This window comes from Nocardia sp. NPDC052316 (genome assembly GCF_044547795.1).
GTDB lineage: Bacteria > Actinomycetota > Actinomycetes > Mycobacteriales > Mycobacteriaceae > Nocardia.
Genome location: NZ_JBIUBB010000004.1, coordinates 678,743 through 696,119, shown reverse-complemented (window position 1 = coordinate 696,119; position 17,377 = coordinate 678,743). Strand labels below are relative to the sequence as shown.

The window sequence follows — 17,377 nt, the reverse complement described above, 5'->3', positions numbered from 1 at the left end:
CAAAATTCGCTCGCACCCGCGGTCAGCGTGCACACCCCGAACGGAACTACCCGCTGGCCGTCAGCGAACAAATCACACTAAAACCGGCGGATTTTCCCGCGAAATGTCCGAATCGGACCCAGCACGCACCCGCCACACCGCCGATGTCCCGACGGACGCACGCCCAGGCCAGCGCGATCCAGCACCGACCCGATCGAGCACGCCACGAGCGCCGAAGCCCCGCGGCGCGCCGAGCGAACAAAATTGGTTGTCGACCACACCGCCCAGCCGGCGCCACGCACCATCGGCGAGAAAAAGGTAGGCTTGCGCGGCGCTAGTGCTGTCGGCGGCAAGTCGGTAGCACAGTGAGCGGAGAATGCTTTTGCACACAATCCGCCCGCCCGCGTTGACCATGCGGCAAGCGCGCATGGAATGCTGTCCACCGAGTCCTTGTTTTTCGCAAGATTTCCGTGGACTGAACAATCACCGAGTAAGAGGAGAAAATATGACACAGGGCGTCGTCAAGTGGTTCAACGCGGAGAAGGGGTTCGGCTTCATCGCGCAGGACGGCGGCGGTCCCGACGTCTTCGTCCACTACTCGGCTCTCGGCGGGTCCGGGTTCAAGTCCCTCGATGAGGGACAGCGCGTGGAGTTCGAGGTCGGCCAGGGCCAGAAGGGTCCGCAGGCCACGGACGTCCGCACCATCTGATCAGGCCGGATTGAGCTCCTCCCACTTCGCGGTGGGAGGGGCACACCTGCCGCCGATCAACCCAGCGCGCCGATCAACCCAGCGCGACGGGCAGCAGGAGATCGACCGACTCGAGGTCGAGTAGCGCGCGTTTGACAGGCAGTCCACCCGCATAGCCGGTGAGAGCGCCGTCCGCGCCGAGGACCCGATGACACGGGATCAGTATCAACAGTGGGTTGCGCGCCAACGCGCCGCCGACCTTGCGGGCGTCCGCAGGTTCACGGCCGAGCGCCCGAGCGAGCGCGCCGTAGGTGGTCGTGTCGCCATACCGAGTGGTGCTGTCCAACGTTTCCAGGACTTGACGGTCGAAGGCGCTCAGCGCGGACCGGTCCGTGGGAACGGTGAACTCGCGGCGGGTGCCCGCCAGATAGCCGTCGAGCTGAGCGACCGCGGTCACCACATATTCCAGCGCACAGGAGTTCTCGGCAGTCGGGGCCGCCGGAGCGTCGTCGGTGAAGAACACCCGGCGCACACCCAGCGGACTGGCTTCGATACCGATATTGCCGAGGCGCGACGCGTGCACTGTCCGTGCGGCTGAGATCTGCATGATGTGCTCCTGTTCGACGATCTTGTCACCCGGTAGACGGTCGCCGACCCCAGAACGTGAGATCACTGAGAGTTGTTGTCCCGCGCGGCTTTCCACGCGGCGTATGGCTCCGGTAGACACACCGCACACGGCCGATAGCCCGCGCTGATCGCGGTGGACTCGTCGGCGAAGAAGACCCGATGCGCGCGGTAGGCACCGCGTGCCAAGGCCCGTAAGGCGGACGGGCAATCCAAGCGACCGTAGATTCTGCCGCGCCGGTGGCCGCCGTACCGGCCCGGTGTCGAGCTGCGGTACGGGCGGCCGTCGGCATCGAGCAGCGTGTACTCGCTACTCGGCGTCATGCAGCACGAGACCGAGGGTGTGCCGGATACCGCCGCGGATTCGGCTGACGCCGTGGCGCACCGGGGCACGAGACCAGCCGCGGCTCGACGGGGTCGGACGGTCGCGGGTGGTGAAGATCAGACCGTGCCCCTGCTCCAGCACGGTGACCGTGGCCTTGGACTGCGCCCTCGCCCGCTGCTCGACCAACAGGAACTCACCGCCGGTGTGGTCGACTCCCGGACGGTCCAGCCCGATCACCACTTGCAGCGGGAAGACCAGGTCACCGTAGAGATCACGGTGCAACGCATTCCAGTCACCTTCGGTGTAGCGCAACAGAATCGGTGTCGGCTTGCGCTGCCCAGCAGCGTGGCAGGCGTCGAGCCAGTCGGCGAACTCGTCCGGCCACGGCGCCGGATCGCCGAGCCGTTCGGCCCGGGAACGGGCCACCGGCAACAACTTGCGGTAGAACGCCGCGCGCAGCGCCATGATCGGCGCCGGCACCGGATCGGCGAAGTAGCGGTAGGTGCCCTGCCCGAACCGGTAGCGCGCCATGTCGATGGTCGAGCGGAATCGCGCCGCGTCGTCCCACATTTCGGTGAGTTCGGCGCATTCGTCGGGCGTCAGGATCGGGCCGGTCTGGGCGCAACCGTAGGCGTCGAGTTCGTCCACGAGCGCGGGCCAGGACTGTGCGGCCACCCGATCGGCCAGTGCGGCAACGGTTTGCCTCATGCCGCCTCCAGCGTCAGCAAGATCGTCTTGGCCTCGATTCCGCCCACGTACTGACCGATCGATCCGTCGCTGCGCACCACCCGGTGGCACGGAATCACCACGGGCAGTGGGTTGTGCGCACAGGCCGAGCCGACGGCACGGACCGCCCGCGGATTGCCGACCGCGGCCGCGACGGCGGCATAGCTCTCGCGACGGCCATAGCCGATGTCGGTGAGATGCTCGATCACCTGACGGCGGAATCCGCCGGTCAGTCGCAGATCGAGCGGCAGGTCGAAATGTGTTCTGGCACCGGCGAAGTACTCATCGATCTCGCGCGCCGCGGTGGCCAAGCGCGCCGGTGCGGCGAGTACGCGCGGGCTGACCCGCTCGGCCAGCGTGGTGAGGACGGCGTCGTGGTCCTCGTTGGGGTAGGCGACGCGCACCAGGCCCGCGGGGGTCGCCGCGAGCAGCAGCGTGCCGACGGGCGTGTCGACGGTGCGGTAGGCGACGTCGAGCAGGCCCGCGGACTGCGCGTCCACGGCCAACCGGCGGCGCAGCTCGGCCAGCAGGGCACGGTCGGGGGTAAGGCCGTCGAACAGGCCGTTCGGGTCGCCACGGTCGATGGTGGCCATCATGAGTCATCCTTCGGGTAGAGCTTGCGCAGCGTTTTGAGGCCGTCGGCGGCGGCGCGGCGGGCGGCGTCGGTGGAGTTGCCGAGCAGCACGGCGATCTCGGCGTGTGGCAGGCCTGCCAGATAGTGGTAGGCGACCGCCTGGCGCTGCTTGGGCGGCAACGCTTTCAGGGCGGCCCAGAGGTGCGGGTCGTAGTCGGCCGGGTCGGGGTCGGCGGCCGGGCGCTCGGGCAGCGTCTCGGCCGGGACCGGGGCGCGGGTGAGCGCGCGTCCGACGTCGATGGCGCGACGGTGCGCGATGGTGACCAACCAGGCCTCGATGTTCGCCCCAGGGTCGAGGTCGGGATACGCGCGCAGGGCGGACAGGAACGTCTCCGACCACGCGTCGGCCGCGTCGGTCGGGCCGAGCACCGCCCGGCAGACGCGCAGCACCATCGGGCCGTACTCGGCCACCACTTCCTCGAACGGAGGCAATCTCACACTGGGTAGACGGCCACGACGCGGGAAACGTGAGATGCGCCGGTCATCGGCCGTCCTCGCGGCGGGACAACCCGCTGGCGCGCAGCACCCGGCGCGCGATACCGGCCCTGATCGACTCGTCGGTGCCGATCACCCGGACGTGGCGGCGGGCGCGGGTGATCGCCGTGTACAGCAGTTCCCGCGTCAGCAGCGTCGACTCCGGTTCGGGCAGCACCACCGACACGGTGTCGTACTGGCTGCCCTGGCTGCGGTGGATGGTCATGGCGAACACGGTGACCACGGCCGGGAACTGGGTCGGGTGCACCAGATACGGCTCGCTGCCGCGTTGCAGCGCGGCCCGCAGTGAACCGTCGGGCATGCGCACCACGACGCCGGTGTCGCCGTTGTAGATGCGCGCCTCGTGGTCGTTGGCGGTGACCAGCAGCGGCTGGCCGGGATACCAGGGCGCCAGGTGCGAATCGGGGCCGGCACCCCCGGCGGCCGCCCACTCGGCGGCCATCCGGTCCCAGCGCTCGACGCCGAACGGACCCTGCCGGTGCGCGCACAGCAGACGGTGCGATTCGAGGGCGGTGAGCGCGCCCGCGGCGTCACCGTCGAGCGCGGCGGTGGTCACCTCGCGGGCGGCCCGCACGACATCGGCCCGCACACCGGCCATCTCGTCGGGTGCGCTCAGCGACAGTTCGTCACCGCCCGCGCGGAGCAGTTCGAGCGCGGTATCGGCGTCGCCGGCGCGCACCGCGACCGCGAGGTCGGCGATCCGGCCGCCGAAGCGACGGCCGCGGGTCAGCCGAACGATGCCGCCGCGCAGGCGAGTTCGCTCCAGCGTGCTCAATGCCGCCGAATTGCTGTCCGGTGCGGCCGATTCCGGCGAGTCCGCGCCGAGGATCTCGTCCAGCATCGGATTCGGCGTGCCCGCAACGGGTCCCGCGACGAGATCGGCGAGCACCGCGCCCGCGTCGACCGAGGCGAGCTGGTCCGGGTCGCCGACGAGCACCAGCCGGGTGTCGGGGCGCAGGGCGGCGAACAGCCTGCTCATCATGGTGAGCGACACCATGGAGGTTTCGTCGACGACGATCACGTCGTACGGGAGCCGGTTGAATTCGTGGTATTTGAACCGGGTGGTGCGGCCACGCTGCCAGCCGAGCAGGCGGTGCAGGGTGGCGGCGGTGAGGTCGGGCAGGCCGAGCTCGTCGGCTTGCTCGCGCACGGCCTCCTGCAGGCGTGCGGCCGCCTTGCCCGTCGGCGCGGCCAGCGCGATGCGCAGTGCGGGCAGTTTGGGATTGGCTTTGCGGTGCGAGTCGAGCAGGCCGATGATGCGCGCGATGGTGTGCGTCTTGCCGGTGCCGGGGCCGCCGGCCACCACGGTGGTCCAGTGGGTCGCGGCGAGGGCGGCGGCGAGCCGCTGGCGGTCGGGTACGCCGCCGACCGGTGCGTCGAAGAGCCGATCCAGTTCGCGGCGAACGATATTCGGGTCGACCACCGGGTGGTGCCCGGACCGCTCGGTCAGCACCCGGCGGACGGTCTGCTCTTGCTGGTAGTACCGGTCCAGATAGAGCAGCGGACCGGTGTCGTCGCGGCGCTGCGACTCCACCAGCCGCAGGGGGCACAGCGGGCCTGCGGGCCCACCGGTCACCAGCGGGCTGACCCGCAGCGCGGCCACCACCGCGTCGATATCGGGCCACGGCAGCGTCGCCGGGTCGATGCGTTCGCCGGTGTCCCAGGTCTCGTCGGCATCGATGCCGATCTCGCGCATCCGGTGCAACTCCAGGCACACCGAACCGGAGCGCACCGCACGCACCGCCAGCGCCGCCGCGAACAGCACCGCCTCGGTGTCCTCGCGGCCCAACCGCCCCAACCGAACCGCGACATGCACGTCCGCCGCGGACAGCACCCCGGCCTCGTTGAATGTCCGCAGCAGCCCGGTCCCCCGCTGCGCCAACTGAATCGAGGTCATCGGGTGACCTCGCCTGCCAGCAGGCGCGACAGCGCGATGATCAGGGCGGCGGGCGGGTTCCAGTCGAAAACGCCGTAGCCGGTAGGGGTTTCGGGGCCGACCATGCCGCGGACGAAGAGGTACCGCGCGCCGCCGAGATGGCGAGCGGGATCGTAGCCCGGCAGCCGCCAGCGCAGATAGCGGTGCAACGCGACCGCGTACAGCAGCGCCTGGAGCGGGTAGTGCGAGCGCATCATCTCGGCGGCCATCCGGTCGCGGGTGTAGTGCTCGACGGTGAGGTCGCCGGTGCCGAGGCGGTTGGTCTTGTAGTCGACGATCACGAATCTGGTGTCCGCGCCGTCGGGTACCCGCAGCACGGCGTCGATGCTGCCGGTCAGGTAGCCGCGCAACGGAATGTCGTCCAGGGTCGCCAGGTGGTCGGCGTAGCCGAAAAGGTCGTCGTCGGACGGCAGGTGGGCGCGCAGCAGGTCCGCGATCTGCCGCAGGGTCGCCGATTCGGCGCACGGCGCGTCGCCACCCGCCAGCGGCAGCTCGAACTCCAACTCGTTCAAGCGATCTCGGCTGGAGATGTCGGCGAGCGCGCCGATACCGAGCGGGGTGCGCAGCACCGCGAGCAGCGCGGTACTGAGCACGTCCGGATCGGCTTCGGCCATGAGTTCGTCGACCGCCGCACGGCAGCGCTCGGCCACCTCGGCGGCCAAATCCGGTGCGTCCGTGTCGATCAGCTCGAGCACGCCGTGCACCAGGGTGCCGAACTCGGCGCCGTAGGGCAGCGTGTTCATCAGCGACAGCGCGCCGGCGAACACCTCGTCGACCTCGGCGACCACCGGGGCGCTCGGCTCGTCGGCGGGGCCACGGGTGTCCTCAGGCTCGATCTCCACCTCGGGCGTGACCGGGCCGTGCGCGGAGGCGGTCAATGCCGAGTAGGAAGTGCGGCGCCACAGTTGGTCCAGCTTGCGGTCGAAGCGGGCGGCGGCGAGGTCGCCGGTGCCGGGTTCGGTGCGCACGCGCTGGATCGCGACGTCGTCGGTGCCGGCGACGGCGGTCACCGAGATGGCCTGCGCCGCTCCCCCGGCCCACGCCGAAAGCATGCTCGGCGCAACGGCATCCGCGGGTACGGCGGCCCGCGGCGGTACCGTGTCGCCGCCGTCCGGACGGCCGAGGATCATCCGGTGCAGCGGCGAGGCCGCCGTAGTGATCGCGGGCGCCCACCAGGCGACGACCTGGCACATGGCGCGGGTCAGCGCGACGTAGAGCAGGCGCAGCTCCTCACCGGCCTCCTCGGTTTCGCTGCGCAGCTTGCGTTCGGCGTATCCGGACGCGTCCGGTCCGCCGACGTCGAGCACGCGCATGTCGTTGTCGTCGTGGAACAGCAGCGTCGCCGGATACGGATTCTTCGCGTTGTCCCAGGCGAACGGCAAGTACACGATCGGGAATTCGAGGCCCTTGCTGGCGTGCACGGTGGCGATCTGCACGGCCGCCGCATCGCGATCGAGCCTGCGGCTGCGGTCGGCCACGGTGCCCGAGGCGGGGTCACGCACCCGGTCGGCCAGCCAGCGGGTCAACGCGGTCAACCCGAGCGACTCGGTGAGCGCCACCTGATCGAGCAGTTGCGCGATGTGCCGCAGATCGGTGAGCTGGCGCTCCCCGTTCTCGACGGCGAGCAGCCGCCGCGCCAAATCGGCTTCTGCGGAGATCTTCTCGAAGACGGCGGCGAACCCGGCGCGGGCGAACAGCCGGGCGGCATCGCGAAGCTGAGAGCTGACCCGGCCGACCAGATCCGCACCGCCGCTATCGATCTCGGCCGCGGTGACGCCGATCAGCGGTGTGCACGCCGCCAGGCGCACCCGGTCGCCACGGTGCGGCTGCTCGAGCGCGCGCAGCAACCACAACCAGTCGGTGGCACTGCTGGTCGCGAACACACTGGTACCGCCCGCGAGCACAGACGCGACACCCACGCGGTCCAAAGCCGCACGCACCACATCGATTTGGGAACGCGTGCGCACCAGTACGGCGATGTCGCCGGGGCTGATCGGCCGGCGCACCACAGCGTCCGGCGGCACTTCGGCGGTCAGCTGCCCGGCATCGTTCGACGGGCTACCTCCGCCGGACGATCGACCCGAGTCCCGCGAACCGCCCAGCGCCATCGCCGGATCCACGATCGGCCCGCCGAACGTCGCAGTCGCATGTGGCCCTGCCACCGTATCGGCGTGGCGCGCCGACGTGGCCAACGAGGTGCCGGATTCGAGCAGCCGGACGATATCGGCGGCCAGATCGTCGGCGACCTTCGCGCGCATCCGACCGACCGCAGGAAACCCGGACTTGTTCAGCGGTCCCGCACCGGTACGGGGCAGGCAGCGCATCCGCATCGGCGTGACGAGTTCTTCCGGCCCCGACAGTCGCGACCACGGCCGCGTGGCGGCCACCGGATAGACGGTGATCTCCTTGTGCCCCAACGCCGCACCACCTTGCAGGTGGTCCAGCGCGGCCAGCAGCCCGGCGTCGCTGCGCCAGTTGGTGGTGAGCTCCTTGCGGGTGTCCGCGTGCCCCACCGCATCCAGATAGCTGAGCACCTCGGCGCCGCGAAAGGCGTAGATGGCCTGCTTCGGATCACCGACCAGCACCAGCGTGGTGTGGCCGTGGAAGGAGCGGCGCAGGATGTCCCACTGGAGCGGGTCGGTGTCCTGGAACTCGTCGACCAGCGCGACCCGATAGCGCTCGCGAATGCGGCGGCAGGCGCGCGGACCGTGCTCGGTGTCGGCCAAGACGTCGTGCAGTAGCACCAGCAGATCGTCGAAGTCGCGCAGCCCGGCCAGCCGTTTCCGGCGTTCGGTCTCCGCGCGGACCGCGGTCGCGAAGGCCACCCGCTCCCCCGCCGCGCCGTCGCCCTTCGGCATCAGCACCGCGTGCCGGTCGCGCACGGCGGCCAGCGCCAGCGTGTGCGCCTCCTTCACCGAGAACGGCGGTTCGGTGCGCGCGTAGCGGTTCAGGTAGAGGTCGTCGGCGACCGTGCCGACCAGTTCATCGACGTTCTCGACCAGCCGCGAGCCGGGATCGTGCTCGCCGGCCAGCCCGAGCTCGTCCAGCATCCGCTGGCAGAAGCTGTGGGTGGTCGCGATGGTGCCCGCGTCGAAATCCGAGAGGGCGGCGAGCAATCGGGCCCGCCGGCGCCGCACCTCGTCCGAGTCCGCCTGCGCGAGATGCCGAATCAGCTCGTCGGCGTGCGCACGCGCGAGCTCGGGATCCGCCAGACCCGCCGCGACGACCACGAACCGATCCCGTGTGCGTTCCCGCAACTCCTGCGTGGCCGCGCGACTGAACGTCACCAGCAGCAACTGCGAGACATCGATCCCCGCCTCGGCCACATAGCGCACCGCAAGTCCGACGATCGCGTGCGTCTTGCCGGTCCCCGCGCTCGCCTCCAGCACGGTCGTCCCGGTGGGCAGCGGTCCATACGGCTCGAAACTGTCGGGCGCGTCCATCTCGGGCACCACGAACGAGGTGTCTTGCACGGTCACGCGAACACCCGCCTTTCGACCCGCCGAAACCGCCATTCTGCCGGTCCGACGGGCCACCCGGTGCCACCGACACGCGTGACGGCCATCGCCATACCACCGAGGTTCACGGTTGTCCCTGGCTCTCGGCGCTCAGCAGCGGCACCCACATGCGGCGGGCGAGCGCGCCGAAGCGGGTGGTCTCCCCCGGTTCGCCGGGCGGCGCGGGAATCGCCATCAGGTGTTCCAGGCGCGGCGCCGGACCCCAGACGTAGCGCAGGTGGCGGTCGGTGTGGTCACCGAAGGGCCCCGGTCCGTTCGGGCCACCGTTGAACTCGCGTTCGGCGGCGACGATGGCTTCGTCGGTATCGGCACCCCGGAACCGGCGTTCGGCGTAGGCGGCGGTGGCACCGGGGGCGATCGGCAGCGGCTCGGTCAGCCCGGCGTCGCGCAGGGCGACGAGTTCGCGCAGGATGCCACGGGCGGCAGGCATATCCGGCGCGGTGATCTCCGAACGCCATGCGGGGCGGCCGAATTGGCCGCGCCCGGTGGTGACGGCACGCCAGGAGCGGTCCTCGGTGACGGCGAGGGCGAGCAGCGACACCCAGGCGGCGATCCGGTGTTTCGGGGCGAGCCGGGAGAACGTGGTGCGAACCAGGGTCTCGCCGCGCACCTCGGGCACGGTGCCGGTGAGCCTGCGACCGTTGCCGAGATCCACCGCGACGTCGACGGCGCGCGGGGCGCCCGCGTAGTCGCCCTGCGAGGCACGCACCAGCTTGTCCACGGTGTGCTCGACCTCGTCGAGCACCGCGGCGCCGAAACCGAAGGGAGGCAAGCTGCCACGCCGCCACTCGGCGGCCCGGAGTCCGGCCGGGTCGGCACCGGTGAGGCGGGCGGCGAGCAGACGTTCGCCCAGTTCCCATTTCGCCAAACCGTCGAGTTCGATGGGCAGCCGGTCGGCGATGTCCTCTTCGTGCTCGGGGACGCGCAGGCCGAGTCGCTGCCACAGGAACGCGCGGATCGGGTGCTCGACGAACGAGATCAGGTCGGCCAGTGCCACATCCGCGAGTTCCGGCGCCGGCAGCGGCTCGGGCAGGAACGCGGGTCGCGGCTGCGCGGGCTGCCCAGCGGACAGGGCACCGGCCAGCGCGACGGTGTCGAAACTGAACGGGGCGTCGGCGCGGAAGTTGCGCCGGTCGAAGGCCTGCAAGGGATGTCGGGTCACCACCGCGTCCATGCCCGCGGCACCGACGTGCGCCCGCAGTACGTCGAGCAGCTCGGCCACCGGGATGGCGGGCGGGCGGTGCGCGCCGGTGACCGGGTCGGCGCCGGTGTGGAAGACCAGGAGCTTCTCCTGGGCCGCGAGCATCGCGTCGAGCAGCAGCTGCCGGTCCTCGCTGCGCGGATCACGTTCGCCGAGTAGCGGATTGCGGGCGAGCACGTCGTCACCGTCCACGCCGCTGGTGCGCGGGAAGACCTCGTCGTCCAAGCCGAGCAGCACCACCACGCGATGCGGCACCGAACGCATCGGGACCATGGTGCACACGGTCAGCTCGCCGGTCCGGAAGTTGGCGCGGGTCGGCCTGGCCGCCAGCCTGGAGTGCAGCAGCACGGCGACGTCGGCCAGCCGCAGCGGCACATCGCCCGCGTGCTCGGTGGCGGCGGCCAGCTCCTGGCGGGCCTCCGTGCGCACCCAGGCCTGCGAATCCGGTACGTCCGTCAGCAGATCCAGCGCGCGGCCGAGCACCGTGGCCCAGTCGTCGGCGGGGCGTGGGCCGCGCAGATCGCGCAGGCAGACCGCGAGGCGGTCGATGAACTCGGCGAACCGGCCTGCCAAATCGACGTCGTTGCTGTCCACGTCGTCCAGCGGCAACGCGAGATCCAGCCAGTCCTCGGAGGTTTCGCCCGCGGTGACACCGAGCAGGATGCGGTCCACCGCCGCGTTCAACGTGTTCTGCGCGAAGTCGGCGAGCCCGAACGCCTGCCGCTGCCGCTGCCCGATCCCCCAGCGCGCGCCGGACTCGGCGGCCCACTCACGCAACCGCTCGATATCGTCGTCGTCGAAACCGCAACGCCGCCGGACCGTTTCGGCCGCTGCCAGATCGAGCACCTGCGTCACGGTGACCCGGCCGTCGGCCAGCTCCAGCAGCACGCCGATCACCGCGAGCAACGGATTCGTGATGCCGCGACCCCGGTCGGCGAGCCGGACCCGCAGGCGATGCGCCGGGTGCGCCGAGTCCGGCGCCTGCTCGGCCGATCCCGGCAGCCGCTGCCCGAAGGCGGCGCGCACCAACGGCGCGTACGCCTCTACCTCCGGGCACATGACCAGCACGTCCCTCGGCTCCAGGGTCTCGTCCGCGGCGAACAATCCGAGCAAGCACTCGCGCAGTACCTCGACCTGCCGTGCGGGTCCGTGGCAGGCGTGCACCTGCACCGTGCCGTCCCCGGCACATACGGCCGCCGGTGGCCAACGATCGTCGCGGATACCCGCCTGCAACGCGCCGAGCAGCGTCCGCGTGGACGTATCCGCTTCCGGCGCAAGCTCATCCGAGGTGATCGGATAGTAGGTGTCGGAGGCCGCGGTCAGGCGCTGCTGAAGTTCCCGCACGTCGCGGGCGAGCCCGGCCAGTAGCGGGTGGCCGACGACGCTGCCGCTGAGATCTGCGGCGCGCGAACCAGCGGACGGACTCCCGGCCAGCTCGGCCCACAGCACCGGACTCGGATGCGGCAGCCACAGATGGATCTCCCTGGTCGCCGCCAGCGCCGCCAGCACGGCCAGTTGATCGGTGGACATCCTGGTCGCACCGAACAACGAAAAGCGCGCCGGAAATGGAACAAGTTCAGGCTCGTCGCGCAGCCGCGCGCACGCGGCCTCGAGCCGCTCGGCCGGACTCGGCGCACCCACCTCCGTGCGCAGCCGCCGCCACAGTTCGGGCTGCCACAGCAGATCGTCGGGCACCGGGTTGCCCGCGCCGTCGGTATCGGACCCGGCGGCCCATTCGGTGATGAGCCGCGGCCGCTGCGCCGCGTAGCTGTCGAACAGCGCGGCCAGGTGCGCGGCGGTGGCGTAACGGCGTCCGATGCGGTGATCACGCCCGGACGGGTCCCGCGCGCCGAGATGCCGGGCCAGCACCGCACACCACGGCTCGCCGAGCGAGGCATCGATTACCCGAAGCAGCGTCCACACGACGCGCTCGCCCGCCCACGGATCGTCTTCCGGACGCACTCCGCTCGCCGCCGCCAACGCGGTGGCGACCAGGCCGGACGGCGAGGGGAACTGGATGTTAGCGGCGACACCGTCGGAGAAGGCGGCGTCGAACGACGGGGCGAACGCCGCCGCGCCGGACACGCCGAGCACCGCGGACAACCGCTGCGTCAACCACCGCTCCACACCCTTCGCGGGCACCGCGACCACCTCCGCCGCGAACGGGTCGGGCAGCGGCGTGGCCAGCAGTTCGGCCAGCCCGTCCGCCAGAACATCGGCGCGCTCGGCACGGTGGATGTGCAGCGGCATCTGCGCCCTCTCGGTAGGTGGAGTATCGGACGGCGCTCGGTGTCGAACTGCGCGGTGCGCGGCTTGGCGGATTGCTCGGTCGTGGCGAGGCGCCTCGGGCTTCGTGCACGTTTATACGCCCAGCCACTCCGACACCGCTGTGCCACCCCGAAGCAGGTCCGAACGGACTCGTTTCTGTTACCTGTGTGACTGGAGTGAAATGAGCCACATAAGAACACATTCCTACGCCGTGTCCGCTCGGATCCGCGCGCTCGATGTGCAACAGTGCTGAACCGGGGAGGACGAGAGAGCTGCACCGAAAGGCTGGTTCGCGTTCATGATTGCGATGGTGATTCCCCTGGTTCCGCGAGGCGGGTTCACAGTCCGCCGCGTAGGAGATCGCTGGGAGCTCGTCAACTCGCGAGGCTACGGCCGTACCGTCGTCCTACATTCCTGGCCGCGCGATCAGCACACCGAGGCGTTCGAGCACTGCTACCGCCTCAACGGGCGCACCGTAGAGGAATTGCAGGCCGCGTTCCGCTGAATGGTTCGTGGTGGCCGAAACCCGCTGGGACGCAAGCGCGCAACCGCTAGCACACGCCGAATCCGAGCTCAAGACGTGCATCGAGCTCGCGGATGTGCGATCGTGATCCCTCGTGCGTCAACCCTCGCCCGCCACCCGAACCGTTCCCCGCGTGGCCGCATCCGCCTGTGTCCTCGCCGCTGCGGCGATCCTCATCCCCAGCGCGCCGAGCGTGCTGCCGAGTGCGGCCGCCGCGCCACTAGCGCATACCAGCGCGTGCCTGGCCGGCTTCGACTGCGATATGAGCAGCCGGATCGCCGCGGTCGACAAGTATCTGACCGGACGCCCCGGCGTCACCGGTTACGTTGTGCGCGACCGGGTCTCCGGCGGCGTCTACGCGAATGCCAACGCGGAGAACGCGGTCTGGACCGCCTCGACGATCAAACTGGCGATCGCCGAGGATTTGCTGAACCGAGCCAGAGTCGGTGCGATCACCCTGACGCCGGAAGATCGCATGACCATGGAGTCGATGCTCGCCACGTCCAACGACGGCGCGGCGGACCGGCTGTGGAACAAGTACGCGGGCCTGGACCGGATGGCGTTCAACAACGCCTTCCGCGCCAACGGCATGGACACCCTGGTGCCGCAGCCGACCCACACCGCGCTGTTCCCGGACTGGTCGTTCCAGAAGTGCACCGCCGCCGACCTGGACCGGCTGATGGACAACATCCTCACCCGCATGCACCCCGACGACCGCAACTACCTGCTGGACCGGATGCGCTCGGTGGACAGCAACCAGCACTGGGGCGTGTGGGGCGCGGGCGCGAACATGCGGCCGGGCCTGAAGAACGGCTGGTCCGCCGAGCAGGGTGGCTGGGTGGTGAACTCTGTCGGCTTCGCCGGTCCGAACGAGCGCTACACGCTGGCCATCATGACCTCACTCGGTGACCAGGGCGGCTACACCGAGGGCGCCGACACCGACACCAAGGTGGCCGAGATGCTGCTCGCGGGGCGCTGAACCAACCTCACGCACCCGTCGGGTTCAAGCCCGCACACCCATCGGGCTCAGGCCCGCACACCCATCGGGTTCAGGCGGAGCGTCGGCGCAACAGCATCGGCGCTCCGTCCCTCGGGGCCGGAATCGCGTTGAACCCCCACGGCATTCGGTACGTCTCCGGTATCTGCCACGCGTACGCACGCACCAGCGCGGCGATGACCGTCTTCACCTCGAAGGTGCCGAAATGCATGCCGATGCACTTGTGCGCGCCCGCGCCGAACGGCAGCCAGGCCAGGCGATGCGACTTGTCCTCGCGGCGGGCCTCGCCGAAACGCTCCGGATCGAACAGCTCCGGCCGTGACCACAGTTCGGGCAGCAGATGATTGACCTGGTAGGCCAGGTCGATCGCGGTGCCCGCCGGAATGTAGTGACCCGCGATCTCGGTGTCGCGCACCGCACGACGCGACAAACCGGGCACCGGCGGCATCAGCCGCAGGCTCTCCCGCACCACCAGATCCAGGTCGCGCAGACCCTCCAACTGGTCGATAGTCGGTGCCGCACCATCGATTTCGGCGTCGAGGGCCAGCACCTCGGCGCGCACCCGTTCCTGCCACTGCGGGTGTTTGCCCAGGTAGTAGGCGACCGCCGTGGCCGTTGTCGTGGTGGTGTCGTGCGCGGCCATGATCAGAAAGATCATGTGGTTCACCACATCCGCGTCCCCGAACACGCCGCCGTCCTCGCTGCGCGCGTGACACAGTCCGGAGAAGAAGTCCGGTGACTCGGCGCGCCGCTTCTCCGGCAGCATCGCGGTGAAGTACTCCTCGAGCACCTTGCGGCCGCGCAGCCCGGACCGCCACTTGCCGCCGGGCACCGGATGCCGGACGATCGCCAGACCCGCGTGCGTGCAGTCGATGAAGGCGTCGATGAGCTGACGCCGCTGCGGTCCGACGTCGACACCCATGAACGTCTCGCCGGCGATGTCGAGGGTGAGTTCCTTGATCGTCGGGTACAGGCGCACCGTGCGTTCGGCGTTGCCGCCCTGCGGAACCCAGCGCTCGATGCTGGCGCGGACGACCGGCGTCAGCGCCGCGAGATGCGCTTCCAGCCGCTCCCTGGTGAACGCCTGCTGCATGATCCGGCGGTGGAACTTGTGCTCCTCGAACTCGAGAAGCAGCAGGCCGCGCCGGAAGAAGGGGCCGATGAAGTAGTCCCAGCCCTGGCCGAAATCGCGGCGGCGCCTGCCGAGCACCTCGTCGAGCGCCTCCGGCCCGGCGACCAGCACCCGGTCGACGCCGAGCGAGGTGTTCACCGTGACCGGTCCGTATCTGCGATAGCGGCCGACCATCTCGGCCGGACCCCACCGCATGTACTGCAGCACTCGCCCCAGGTACGGCAGCCCGGCGTCGCCGCGCACCGCGGTCGTCGCGCTGCCCGCCGGCGGTGTCGCGAGGATTCGGCGCCGTTCCGGTAGCCGGTGCAATGCCCGATCGAGCAGATGCTCGCGCGGTATGTCGATCAGCGCGGCGTTCTCCGATGCGGCGTCGCCGTCGGATCGCCCGCGCGGGCTGGGCTTTCGGCCGACAGCACGGTCCCCGGCGACCATGGCAAACCTCCCTGAAAGAGACATTTATCGTATTCGCTTCCGCGCATCCGTTCGGCCGGTTCGCCGCAACCGAGCACGGCGATCGTGGCGCGGCGGGCGCGGGGTACCGCGCCGCAACACACCCGGAACAGGGATGTCGGCGCGACCGTCGGGACAGACCCGACTACGGTTGGGACCTGACCACAACCGTTCGCGGGGGCCCACCCCCAGGTCTGTCGAGGAGCAGGACGATGAATGCAGCACCAGCATCGCGCGGCGATTCGGTGAGGGGCGGTGGCCAGGCGACGGGTGGGCGCGAGAACCGTCGGCACCAGGTGGTGGTGATCGGCTCCGGCTTCGGCGGCTTGTTCGGCACCAAACACCTCAAGCGGGCCGACGTCGACGTCACGTTGATCTCCAAAACCACCTCGCATCTGTTCCAGCCGCTGCTCTACCAGGTGGCCACCGGCATCCTCTCGGTCGGCGAGATCGCGCCGGCCACCCGGCTGGTGCTGCGCAAGCAGAAGAACGCGCAGGTGCTGCTCGGCGATGTCATCGACATCGACCTCGAAGCCAAGACGGTCACCTCGCGGCTGCTCAACTCGAACACCGTCACCCCGTTCGACAGCCTGATCGTGGCCACCGGCGCGCAGCAGTCGTACTTCGGCAACAACCAGTTCGCCACCTACGCCCCCGGCATGAAGACCATCGACGACGCGCTCGAGCTACGCGGCCGCATCCTCGGGTCCTTCGAGGGTGCGGAGCTGGCCACCAGCCAGGAGATGCGGGACCGGTTGCTCACCTTCGTGGTGGTCGGCGCCGGACCCACCGGTGTCGAATTGGCCGGGCAGATCGCCGAACTCGCCGATCGCACGCTCGAAGGCACGTTCCACAACATCGATCCGCGCGATGCCCGCGTCGTGCTGCTCGAGGGGGCGGGCGCGGTGCTCGGCCCGATGGGGCCCAAGCTCGGCAACAAGGCCAAGCGGCGGCTGGAGAAGATGGGCGTCGAGATCCAGCTCAACGCCATGGTCACCGATATCGACGCGTTGGGCGTCACGGTCAAGGACGCCGACGGCACCATCCGGCGCATCGAATCCTCCTGCAAGGTGTGGTCGGCCGGTGTGCAGGCCAGCCCGCTGGGCAAGATGCTCGCCGAACGCTCCGACGGCACCGAGGTGGACCGTGCCGGACGCGTCGTGGTCGAGCCGGACCTGACCATCAAGGGCCATCCGAACGTTTTCGTGGTCGGCGACCTGATGTCGGTGCCCGGCGTGCCCGGCCAGGCGCAGGGCGCGATCCAGGGCGCGACCTACGCGGCCAAAGCCATCAAGGCCGGGCTGAATGGTCAAGCGCCGCAAGACCGTAAGCCGTTCAAGTACTTCAACAAGGGCAGCATGGCGACGGTGTCGCGGTTCAATGCCGTGTGCCAGGTCGGCAAGCTGGAGTTCAGCGGGTTCATCGCCTGGCTGGCCTGGCTGGCGCTGCACCTGTACTACCTGATCGGTTACCGCAGCCGGATCGTCACCGTCATCCAGTGGTTCGTCACCTTCCTCGGCCGCAGCCGCGGGCAGATGGCGGCCACCGAGCAGTGGGTGTTCGCCCGGCTCGCGCTCGAGCAGGTCAACTCCGATGAGGAAGAGGCCGACGAGCTCGCTGCCGCGCTCGGGGCGCCGCCCGCGGACAACCGCAAGCTCGCGGAGAAGGCCAAGGCCGCCATCGACGGCCGGGTGAGCTGAGCCGCACCGCCCGATTTCACCGGAGGCGATCTTCGGTCTGTCCGACAGACCGAGGGTCGCCTCCGGTCGTTTCCCGGCCTGCTCGGCTCGGCGGTCCCGGCGTGCCCGCCGACCGATGTCCGTAGTGTCCGGAGCCCGGCTCCGAGGCGCATCCGCAACCCACACTTAGCTATTTATCGGC

At 70.0% G+C, this 17,377-nt stretch carries 12 protein-coding genes; 3 read left to right on the top strand and 9 right to left on the bottom strand.

Going from position 1 to position 17,377, the window contains the following annotated elements:
* Nucleotides 1-484: 484 nt before the first annotated feature.
* Entirely contained in the window at nt 485-688 is a 204-nt protein-coding gene (locus ACIHA7_RS21625; RefSeq protein ID WP_397292339.1) for a cold-shock protein, read from the top strand.
* A 73-nt stretch (nt 689-761) separates the two neighbouring features.
* Here ACIHA7_RS21625 and ACIHA7_RS21620 read toward each other — a convergent pair whose 3' ends face one another.
* The 8 genes from ACIHA7_RS21620 to recC form a co-directional block, all read right to left on the bottom strand.
* On the bottom strand, nt 762-1,274 hold the full coding sequence (locus tag ACIHA7_RS21620) for a methylated-DNA--[protein]-cysteine S-methyltransferase (RefSeq protein WP_397292334.1): 513 nt from the start codon (nt 1,272-1,274) through the stop codon (nt 762-764).
* Between the two features lie 62 nt (nt 1,275-1,336).
* Complete coding sequence (locus ACIHA7_RS21615; RefSeq protein ID WP_397292331.1) at nt 1,337-1,615, bottom strand: Ada metal-binding domain-containing protein; 279 nt, start codon at nt 1,613-1,615, stop codon at nt 1,337-1,339.
* Nucleotides 1,602-2,324 carry a 2OG-Fe(II) oxygenase gene (locus tag ACIHA7_RS21610; protein WP_397292328.1) on the bottom strand — a complete coding sequence of 241 codons (723 nt, stop codon included), beginning with the start codon at nt 2,322-2,324 and terminating at the stop codon, nt 1,602-1,604. Before ACIHA7_RS21610 ends, ACIHA7_RS21615 begins: the two co-directional genes overlap by 14 nt.
* The gene (locus ACIHA7_RS21605) at nt 2,321-2,935 is read right to left on the bottom strand and encodes a methylated-DNA--[protein]-cysteine S-methyltransferase (RefSeq protein ID WP_397293120.1); all 615 of its coding nucleotides are present in this window, start codon (nt 2,933-2,935) and stop codon (nt 2,321-2,323) included. The genes ACIHA7_RS21610 and ACIHA7_RS21605 overlap by 4 nt, the downstream gene beginning before the upstream one ends.
* Nucleotides 2,935-3,408 carry an RNA polymerase sigma factor gene (locus ACIHA7_RS21600; RefSeq protein WP_397293119.1) on the bottom strand — a complete coding sequence of 158 codons (474 nt, stop codon included), beginning with the start codon at nt 3,406-3,408 and terminating at the stop codon, nt 2,935-2,937. The genes ACIHA7_RS21605 and ACIHA7_RS21600 overlap by 1 nt, the downstream gene beginning before the upstream one ends.
* A gap of 49 nt (nt 3,409-3,457) precedes the next feature.
* Entirely contained in the window at nt 3,458-5,368 is a 1,911-nt protein-coding gene (gene recD, locus ACIHA7_RS21595) for an exodeoxyribonuclease V subunit alpha (protein WP_397292326.1), read from the bottom strand.
* On the bottom strand, nt 5,365-8,850 hold the full coding sequence (locus ACIHA7_RS21590) for a UvrD-helicase domain-containing protein (protein ID WP_397293118.1): 3,486 nt from the start codon (nt 8,848-8,850) through the stop codon (nt 5,365-5,367). Before ACIHA7_RS21590 ends, recD begins: the two co-directional genes overlap by 4 nt.
* 139 nt (nt 8,851-8,989) lie before the next feature.
* Nucleotides 8,990-12,376 (bottom strand): exodeoxyribonuclease V subunit gamma, encoded by a 3,387-nt coding sequence (gene recC / locus ACIHA7_RS21585; RefSeq protein WP_397292323.1) that lies wholly within the window; start codon nt 12,374-12,376, stop codon nt 8,990-8,992.
* Between the two features lie 674 nt (nt 12,377-13,050).
* Between recC and ACIHA7_RS21580 the strand changes: the two genes are divergently transcribed.
* Entirely contained in the window at nt 13,051-13,896 is an 846-nt protein-coding gene (locus ACIHA7_RS21580) for a tat pathway signal sequence (protein ID WP_397292321.1), read from the top strand.
* 70 nt (nt 13,897-13,966) lie between these two features.
* On the opposite strand, the gene ACIHA7_RS21575 is transcribed toward ACIHA7_RS21580, so the two are convergent.
* A complete protein-coding gene (locus tag ACIHA7_RS21575; protein ID WP_397292319.1) occupies nt 13,967-15,478 on the bottom strand; it encodes a cytochrome P450 in 1,512 nt (503 codons plus the stop codon).
* Nucleotides 15,479-15,708: 230 nt separating this feature from the next.
* Between ACIHA7_RS21575 and ACIHA7_RS21570 the strand changes: the two genes are divergently transcribed.
* Nucleotides 15,709-17,196 carry an NAD(P)/FAD-dependent oxidoreductase gene (locus tag ACIHA7_RS21570; protein WP_397292303.1) on the top strand — a complete coding sequence of 496 codons (1,488 nt, stop codon included), beginning with the start codon at nt 15,709-15,711 and terminating at the stop codon, nt 17,194-17,196.
* The last annotated feature ends 181 nt before the right edge of the window (nt 17,197-17,377 follow it).